Origin of the sequence: Oceanobacillus alkalisoli (assembly GCF_021556485.1) — a bacterium.
GTDB classification, from domain to species: domain Bacteria; phylum Bacillota; class Bacilli; order Bacillales; family Amphibacillaceae; genus Oceanobacillus; species Oceanobacillus alkalisoli.
Genome location: NZ_JAKGBW010000005.1, coordinates 228,093 through 237,085 on the forward strand (window position 1 = coordinate 228,093; position 8,993 = coordinate 237,085).

7 protein-coding genes are annotated in these 8,993 nt (G+C 39.7%); 3 read left to right on the forward strand and 4 right to left on the reverse strand.

The genetic code is table 11. The features are described from left to right. Nucleotides 1–49: 49 nt before the first annotated feature. From LZD48_RS07480 to LZD48_RS07495, 4 genes are all read right to left on the reverse strand, one after another. The gene (locus LZD48_RS07480; RefSeq protein ID WP_235762100.1) at nt 50–511 is read right to left on the reverse strand and encodes an SRPBCC family protein; all 462 of its coding nucleotides are present in this window, start codon (nt 509–511) and stop codon (nt 50–52) included. A 513-nt stretch (nt 512–1,024) separates the two neighbouring features. Then, nucleotides 1,025–2,143 (reverse strand): alanine dehydrogenase, encoded by a 1,119-nt coding sequence (gene ald / locus LZD48_RS07485; RefSeq protein WP_235762101.1) that lies wholly within the window; start codon nt 2,141–2,143, stop codon nt 1,025–1,027. A gap of 51 nt (nt 2,144–2,194) precedes the next feature. Continuing rightward, the gene (locus LZD48_RS07490; protein WP_235762102.1) at nt 2,195–3,595 is read right to left on the reverse strand and encodes an alanine/glycine:cation symporter family protein; all 1,401 of its coding nucleotides are present in this window, start codon (nt 3,593–3,595) and stop codon (nt 2,195–2,197) included. 496 nt (nt 3,596–4,091) lie between these two features. Further along, entirely contained in the window at nt 4,092–4,271 is a 180-nt protein-coding gene (locus tag LZD48_RS07495; RefSeq protein ID WP_235762103.1) for a hypothetical protein, read from the reverse strand. Between the two features lie 682 nt (nt 4,272–4,953). On the opposite strand from LZD48_RS07495, the gene LZD48_RS07500 reads away from it, so the two are divergent. The 3 genes from LZD48_RS07500 (at nt 4,954) to LZD48_RS07510 (ending at nt 8,810) form a co-directional block, all read left to right on the forward strand. After that, on the forward strand, nt 4,954–5,829 hold the full coding sequence (locus LZD48_RS07500) for a DUF6574 domain-containing protein (protein WP_235762104.1): 876 nt from the start codon (nt 4,954–4,956) through the stop codon (nt 5,827–5,829). An 84-nt stretch (nt 5,830–5,913) separates the two neighbouring features. Then, a complete protein-coding gene (locus LZD48_RS07505; RefSeq protein ID WP_235762105.1) occupies nt 5,914–7,317 on the forward strand; it encodes a TcaA NTF2-like domain-containing protein in 1,404 nt (467 codons plus the stop codon). Nucleotides 7,318–7,607: 290 nt separating this feature from the next. After that, nucleotides 7,608–8,810, forward strand: a complete 1,203-nt coding sequence (locus LZD48_RS07510) for a flagellin N-terminal helical domain-containing protein (RefSeq protein ID WP_235762106.1) — start codon at nt 7,608–7,610, stop codon at nt 8,808–8,810. The last annotated feature ends 183 nt before the right edge of the window (nt 8,811–8,993 follow it).

Below are 8,993 nucleotides of genomic sequence, written 5' to 3' on the forward strand. Positions count from 1 at the left end.
TAAAATTCCCAAGTTCAATTTTAAAATGGACTTGGATTTTTTTGAGGATCTAGTTATTTTCGGAATAGCTTGCGATTGCTTGTTTCCGGTATTCAAATATATCTTCCAGCTTCTTCCGGATAAAGACTCGATGTGCAATATCCCCGAAGACTGAAAACGGCATCGCGTAGTTTACTGTGTCGCGCATCTCTACGCCATCCGCTTTTTCAATCAGGCGATGCTCGTGCTGCCAATACCGAAAGGGACCGGAGCGCTGTATATCGATGAACATGCTGCCTTCTTCGATATGAGTGATTTCAGTGTGCCAGTTCATACGAATACCTAAAAAAGGTTTAATTTGAAAACGAAAAATCATTCCTACTTCCATTACTTCAGGGAGTGGGGCGAGTGGTTGAAAGGATAAGTCACTAGAAGTAATATTTTCTAATTGGGAAGGGTTAGATAGAAATTCCCAAGCTTGTTGCCGGGAAATGGGAAGGTGCTGTGTTGAAGTCAGCGTGTATATTTTCAATATGGCTCCTCCTGAGTGTTTTGGATTTTATCGAATAAGCTTGTCTCTTGTATTCAAAGAAAAAAGCATGAACGGTCTATATGCTTTTTCTAATCGGTTTTGATAAAGTGAAACTTCATTCAGTGGGGGATTCTTTACCTATCTCACCGGGACTTCGGACTGTCCTTTAATTTGAATGTTTATCCAAAATCATTCATTTCCTTCATTTTCAATCCGGATATTAATATATTGCTTTTTGCAGAAAAATGAAAACAGTTGTCTAATTTGGATGATACTAACAATATTTTCCTTTGTCAATATAAACCAAAAAGATTTAAATCATAAAGAGAAACTTCATTCAGCGGGGTTTTCTTACCACCTCCACTACGGGATAAATAAAATTATGATTATCATATGCAGGAACGATTGGTTAGTGAGGGAGATGACCAGATGAGAATTGAAGCGTTGTTTTTTTAATAGAAAGCTCAATAAAAAAGACCCGCTCCAAACTAGGAAAGCGGATCTTTTGAAGTATTATTGATTCAATAATACAGTTGCCTCTTCATATGGCAGGTCAAATGTTTCTGCTACTGCTTTATAGGTTACTTTGCCATCTAGCGTGTTCAAGCCTTTTAGCAGTGCTGGATTGTCGAGTAGCGCTTTTTGGTATCCTTTATTCGCAATTTGAATCGCGTAAGGGACCGTAACGTTCGTTAGCCCCATTGTTGCTGTTCGCGGTACAGCACCAGGGATATTCGCTACCGTATAATGGATTACGCCATGTCTTGTATAAACTGGATCAGCATGTGTTGTCGCGTGGTCACTTGTTTCAAAGTTTCCGCCTTGGTCAATCGCAACGTCCACGATGACAGAACCATCTTCCATTTGCTTAATCATCTCTTCTGATACAAGTACAGGAGCTTTTGCGCCTGGGATGAGCACGGAGCCGACAACTATATCAGAATCAATCACTTCTTGTTCAATGTTTACATCATTGGAAATAAGCACGTTAGCGTTATTACCAAAGATTTCGTGAAGCTCACGCAGGCGAGTTGGGTTCAAGTCGAGAATGGAAACTTGTGCACCGAGTCCTACAGCAATTTTCGCAGCATTTGTGCCTACTACACCTCCACCGATGACTGTAACTTTCCCGCGTTTAACACCTGGTACACCGGCGAGTACAACACCTTTTCCGCCTTGCGTTTTTTCTAAATAATGTGCTCCAAGCTGTGTTGCCATCGTACCTGCTACTTCACTCATTGGAGTTAATAATGGCAGTGAGTTGTCTGGAAGCTGCACCGTTTCGTAAGCTAAAGCGACAACCTTTTTATCAACTAGTTCTCTTGTTAATTCTGGCTCATTTGCTAAGTGCAAGTAAGTGAAGAGAATAAGTCCTTCTCTGAAATAGGTATACTCTTCAGGAAGCGGTTCTTTTACCTTCATGACCATATCCTGAGCCCATGCTTCCTCAGCAGAAGATACAATGATAGCACCTGCATTTTCATAATCTTCATCTTTGAAATTGGAACCAAGTCCAGCAGACGTTTCAATATATACGTCATGCCCAGCTCTTTTCAAATTAATTACTCCAGTTGGTGTCATTGCAACTCTGTTTTCATTATTTTTAATTTCCTTAGGAATACCGATTCTCATTAAAATCCCTGCTTTCATATCGTTTTTAGTTTGTGTAGTTTATATATAGCTTTATGCTTTTTTCTGTATTTGCTGTCTTTCAATTGGATTGGCGAAGTAGTCCTCTGTATGTTTCTGAACTACTTTATATAATAATAATAGACCAATTAAGTTAGGAATAATCATAAGTGCGTTTGCCATATCGGCAAATGCCCAGACTAATTTAAGATCCGCTACAGACCCAATATAGGTTGCAACTAGGAAAAGAGCGCCATAAATACCGACGTATTTTACGCCGAATATATATTCAACACTTTTGGAGCCATAGACATACCAGGCGATAATCGTCGAAAATCCGAAGAAAACAACGGAAATGGAAACGATATACTCTCCCACCACGCCGAGAACAGCTCCAAACGCAGCACTAGTTAATGCACCGCCATCAAGCGTAGGATCATGCTGGACTCCTGATATAAGTCCGCCAGATGGATCCCAGAAACCCGTGATTACAAGCACTAGTCCTGTCATCGAGCAAACGATAATCGTAACAATGAATGTACCTGTCATGGCAACAAGTCCTTGTTTTGCTGGATGGCTTGTCTTAGCATTTCCCGCAATCATCGCTACCGTACCCATACCAGCCTCGTTGGAGAAAATACCTTTCGAGATCCCGTGCTGGATAGCTTGGGTAACAACAAAACCAGTGAACCCGCCTGCTGCGGAAACCGGTGTAAATGCATACTGGAAGATTAAACCAAACGCAGGGATGATTTGATCATAATTCAAAATTAAAATTACCATCGACCCGGCAATGTATAAAATAGCTAAGACGGGGACAAATACCCCAGCGACATTACTGATTCGTTTTAATCCACCGAATATAATCAGACCAGTCAGTACAACTAATAGTATTCCTGTAACCCAGCCCGTTACGTGGAAGCTATTATCCATGACGTCAGCAATTGTATTTGACTGAACGGCATTACCTGTCCCCAATGCCGCAATCGCAGCAAAAAATGCAAATGCAATTGCTAACGGTTTCCACTTTTTACCTAGTCCGCGTTCAATATAGTACATTGGCCCACTCGAATATTCGCCATTTGGATTTTTGACACGGTAGACTTGCGCAAGCACTGCTTCGGCATACTTGGTCGCCATTCCAATTAGTCCGACAAGCCACATCCAGAAGAGTGCCCCAGGTCCGCCGAGCGTAATCGCCGTTGCTATCCCGGCAATATTCCCGTTACCAATCATCCCGGCAAGCGAGGTCATCAGCGCTTTGAAGTTACTAACATCTCCCTCAGCTTCTGAGTCCTCTTTATCCGGTGCAAACGCTAAGTTGAAAGCATACCCTAATTTAGTGAACTGCAGCCCTTTTAACGCAAATGTTAAAAAGAGACCAGTACCTACTAATAGGATCATACTAGGTGCACCCCAAAGAAACGCATTAATTTTATTTAATGCTTCTAACAAAATTCCCAACCCCCTTACTTTGTATTATAACAAATGATGTAAGCGCTATCTGGTGAATGCAAAAAAAGAGAAGTGCTTTTTCTGACAGCGATTACAATGCTTATGAATAGAGATTCTATCAGATTTATTTTCTTGTATAATAGGATCTCTACTGTTATTGTACTGCTAGAATTATTTAACGTCAACTGATTGATTTTTATCGTTAAACTTAGTGATGGAAGCCGTACTTTTGATATATTTTTTTAAATAATTTGGAATGATGTAAGTATTGGAATGAGTGGGTTTGTTCCGCTAAGTGGGGAGGGGGTTTACTTTTATGAATTAGCGACAGTGTTGGATTGGAGTGGGGGGAAGTTACTATAGAGGCTAAAGAATTGTGGGTAGTATTGTAGTTCATAAGATCTATTTTGGCGGGGCGCTCAGTTGCTTCGATCCTCTGTCTTAGTAAAAAACAGCTCTAAGCAAACTGTTTGCGAGAGCTGTTTCTGCATAGAATCTATAATTTAAATTGATGGATCAATTCATTCAATTCTTCCGCAAGTGAAGCTAGTTCATCCGAACTTGAAACTACTTCTTCCATTGAACTGCTAATTTGTTCGGAGGAAGCTGACGTTTCTTCAATGCCAGCAGCGGATTCTTCTGAAATCGCAGCAATTACTTGAATCGACGTGTTCATTTTCTCACTGTTTGTCGAGATGACGGATAAGTTATCCGAAATGGTTCGGATACCTCAACCTGCACGGACTCATAAATGATCTGATCAATTTTTTCCATTTGCGCAGTCGAGCGCTCCATTAAACTACTGCCTTCTTTCGTATGCTCAAGCACTGTGTTGGAAGAGTTATAGGCTGTTCGACTATTGTTATGCGCCTCCTCGGCTTCTTCTGAGAAAGAAGACATAAGGGAGGAGAGATCCGTTGTTGCGTTCGCTTCAGATTCAGAGCCATAGGCTAAATCCTGCAGAAGCCGGTGGTGGAAAATACGAGCAGGATCGCGACGAAGAGTGCGGCAGCTACTTTTCTTGAAATACGTATTTAAAGCCAGTTGAATCGTGTGGTTTTTTCTTTAGGTTCGTTGACATTTTGTTTGTACCTACTTTCACATATTTATTATTGATGAGTACCTGGATCCATTATTCAAAAGTGATGCACAGCTATTATATCGGTCAGAATAGTAAGATTATATAGCTTTTTATGAAAAACACTTTAAATTGCAGAAAACTTTGCTATAATCAGTTAGGTAGTCGAAAAGACTTATATTGTTATATTACTAGGGTTATAAAACTACTTTCCTTTACATAGAGTCATCAAGGCAAGCGTGTGAAAGGGAGAAGTTAATATTATAAAGGAGAATGTCTAATGTTAGTTTGTCCAAGTTGTAACCATCAGCAGGAGACTGGGAAGTTTTGCGGTGTATGCGGTACGGCAATGCAGGCTCAACATGCTGCTGATCATTCGAATCAACAATCTGAGAGAGAGGAGGACTCACAAGTAAATGCCGAGCAAATGAAGGCACAAGCAGAGCCGCAAGCAACAACAAATTCAAATCCAGCAGCGGCAACAATCGAAGGAAATGCACAACCAACAACAGAAACGATTAAAGAAGGGTTAAATAATTATTGGTCTTATTTCTTACATCTATTAAAAAATCCGGTGCGTGCATTCGAGTCTGGTGAAAAACAAATGACAAATAGCTTGATCAATATTGGGCTCTTTGCATTATTTTTCTCATTAAGCATTTATTTTCTTGGGAATTCCTTATATAAATCAATTGGAGGGGGCTGGTTAGGTGAATCAGTACCGTCACTTCCATTCTTCGGCATCGTTTCAAGACTCTTTTTCTTTGCACTCATTTTAATTGCAATCACGTTCGGAAGTGCTTTGGCAATGACGAAACTCGCGAAGAGCCAAGATTCAATTAAAAAGATTATCGCCCAATACGGTTCGATCTATGTTCCGTTCGTAGGGTTAAATCTAGTCGCTGTAATTGGTGGACTGATTGGTTCTTATCAATTAACGCTCTTTACTTTAGCTATTTCCGTAATCATGATATTTTCATATGTTCCTGTTTTATTTGTTTATGAAAAGGTTTCTGAGATTAATCGAAATGGACAAAAAATATACTTTAGCCTCGCAACCATTCTATTAATCAGCTTTATCTGTTTCTTGCTTGCCGATGCAATCCTAATGGACTTCATCACACAAATTGAAGAACTGACATCTTATGGTTGGTAACAGAATTGAAAGACAGCTCATGATTGCAATCCAAAATTGTTGTCATGAGCTGTCAATCTTTTTAGATAGAGAGGAGAAAGAGAGTTGAAATATTGTATACAATGCGGGCATGAGTTAAAAGAAAATGAAGCTTTTTGTACAGAGTGTGGCACAAATCAAAACTCGGCTGCATCAACACCTCCAACTGTCGAATCCGAGAAAAGGACGGTAAACAATGCACCGAAAAAGCCGATGTCAAAAAAGAATAAGTGGCTGCTTGGTATTGCTGCTGGGTTTGTGGTTGTTTTAATTGGAGCTCATTTATTTTTATCATCGTATTTCAATCCAATGAAAAACTTCCAGGCGATGGATCAAGCGATACTGGATGATGATGTGGAAGCTTTTGTCGACCAGATCAATTTTGATGATTCGGCCTTACTCGATGAAGACAGCTATTTCGAATACATAAAAGATTATGAGTGGGGGACGATTAAGGATCAGTATGTCGATTTATTGGAACAAGACAATCACCCGTTAAGTAAATCTATCTATAGTAATAATGGAGAAAAACTGTTTGATGTGCGTCAGGAAAAGAAATTGCTTATTTTTAATACATACTCGTTCCAGGCAGAGCCTGCGACATTGAACGTGAGCACAAATGTGGCGGATACGAATGTGGCAATTAATGAAACGGAATTGAAACTGGAAGACAGTGAAGCTATGGAAACAGTAAGCATTTATCCGGGAGTGTATGCTGTTGCAGCGGAAGCGGAAAACCACTTTGGTTCATTTATAAGTGAAACGGAGCTGGAAGTTACCCCTTCTGCTGAAAAAGATTTCATGATTGAGTTTGAAGCAAATGAGTATACTTTCACTACAGACGTGGAAGAGGCGCAGTTGTTTGTCAATGGGGAAGGGACAGGATTGACATTTGCAGAGTTGGAGAAAATCGGCCCGGTTCCTTATGATACTGAATTTGAATTGCATGCTGAGCTGGAAAAAGCGGACGGTAAAGTTATTAAGACAGATGTTCTGACAATGGATGATCTTGGCTGGTATGGTTTTGAATTTTATTTTAATGAAGGTGAAGAAGAGGATGCTTCGGATGCTGAAACTGCTTCAAGCGACACGGATGTAGCCGATGACAGTCTAGGGGAAATTGTTTTGAACTTCCGGGATGCTTATGAATCAGCTTTGAACAATAAAGATTTTAGTTTAATCGCTCCTTATCTTGAAGAAGGGAGCATTGCTTATGATGAGCTTGAAGAATATGTTGGTGATTTAGAAGATACGGCTTATCATTATGATTTCACGTCGAATGAGATAGTAGATGTGGAAGAGTTGGCTGGTGATGAAGTTATCGTAACAACAAATGAGGTTTTTACATTTACGAATCATTTGGATGACAAAATCGATTATGACAGGACGAAGGAGTATGTGCTTGTGAAGTCTGGTGAGGCATATAAGATAAAAGCGATTGATTATGTGGAGACGAATCGGGATTATTGAGGTGGATGCCTGGCATGGAATTATGCTGGGCATTTTTTCTGGAAAAAATATTTTTTATGAAAAAGTATTAAACAATTCAAAAGTCCTGCCGATATAAGTAATAGAACAGCGGGAAAGGTACATAGCTATGGCCATTCAACCTCTACATAGGTGGAAATTTCGGCTGTGAATCGTTTCTGGGTGTTCTATTAGTTAGATAGTAATTCCGCTTGATGTGGAGTTATTATAGATTAGCGAGATCACAAGGACGTGGCTTGCTAGAAAACAAAATACATGGAGGTAGATTGAACATGATTATCAATCACAATATTTCAGCTCTTAACGCACATCGCCAATTAGGAGCAAACCAAGGTGCAGTACAAAACTCACTAGAAAAACTCTCTTCAGGTCTTGGAATTAACAAGGCAGGAGACGACGCAGCAGGTCTAGCGATCTCTGAGAAAATGCGTGCACAAATCAGTGGATTAGAAATGGCGGGCAAAAACGCTCAAGACGGTATTTCTCTAATTCAAACTGCAGAAGGTGCAATGAACGAATCACATGCAATTCTTCAAAGAATGCGTGAATTAGCAGTTCAAAGTGCTAACGATACAAATACTGATTCAGACCGTGCGGAACTTCAAAAAGAAGTAGACCAACTTGCTGAAGCATTAACAGATATTTCTAAGAACACACAGTTTAACGAAAAAGATTTATTAACAGGAGCTTTTGCTGAGGAAGGCTTAACATTCCACGTAGGTGCGAATCAAGGACAAGCTCTATCAGTAAAAATTAGTGATATGAGTGCTGATGCACTTAATGTTACTGAAGACTATACAGTAGTTGCTAATAAAGCAGCGGCAATAGAAGCAGGTCAAATTTATTTCCAAGAAGCACAAGAACCAGTAGAAGCACAAACTATTGAAGTTACTGGTAATACATTCACATATACAGACGCTTCAGGAGCTGAAGCAACAGCTACTTGGACTGATGCAGGTGCTGGTGAAACTACTCCTGGATACTACAACGGAGATGAATTAATTCTAGGAGCAGCTGAAGCATTCGATGGCGACGATGATACAGGCACTGGAACAGGAACTGCTAATATTGCAGCTACCAAAGGAACAGAAGCTGGGTACTATAACAGTGATAGTGAATTAGTAATTGTAACAAATGATGAAATTCATGCCGTAGATGCTGAAGTGAAAACAGGTATCAATATCTCTTCACAAACATCAGCAGATGAAGCTATCACTACACTTCAATCAGCAATCGATACAGTATCAGCTGAGCGTTCTAAATTAGGTGCAGTTCAAAACCGTTTAGATCATACGATTAACAACTTAGGTACTTCTCAAGAAAACCTAACTGCTGCAGAATCAAGAATTAGAGACGTCGATATGGCGAAAGAAATGATGGAGTTCACTAAGAACAACATTCTTTCACAAGCGGCACAATCAATGTTAGCTCAAGCTAACCAAATGCCTCAAGGTGTTTTACAGTTATTACAATAATTTTTAGAAATGAAAAGAGGCTGGGACAAAACCCCAGTAAATAGAAAATCGCTTCACGCAAAAAGCGTGAAGCGATTTTCTATTTACTCTTATTTTACTCAACAAAAAGGACACCTTTTGATAAAATTAAAGTTACCACAACAATAATTCATCACAAAAGAGGTGTCCTTATGTTTAAACATT

Excerpts from the sequence above, each read along its gene's own strand:
- ald (WP_235762101.1), bottom strand. The coding sequence starts at position 2,143 with ATGAGAATCGGTATTCCTAAGGAAATTAAAAATAATGAAAACAGAGTT.
- LZD48_RS07495 (WP_235762103.1), bottom strand. The coding sequence starts at position 4,271 with ATGAACACGTCGATTCAAGTAATTGCTGCGATTTCAGAAGAATCCGCT.
- LZD48_RS07500 (WP_235762104.1), top strand. The coding sequence starts at position 4,954 with ATGTTAGTTTGTCCAAGTTGTAACCATCAGCAGGAGACTGGGAAGTTT.
- LZD48_RS07510 (WP_235762106.1), top strand. The coding sequence starts at position 7,608 with ATGATTATCAATCACAATATTTCAGCTCTTAACGCACATCGCCAATTA.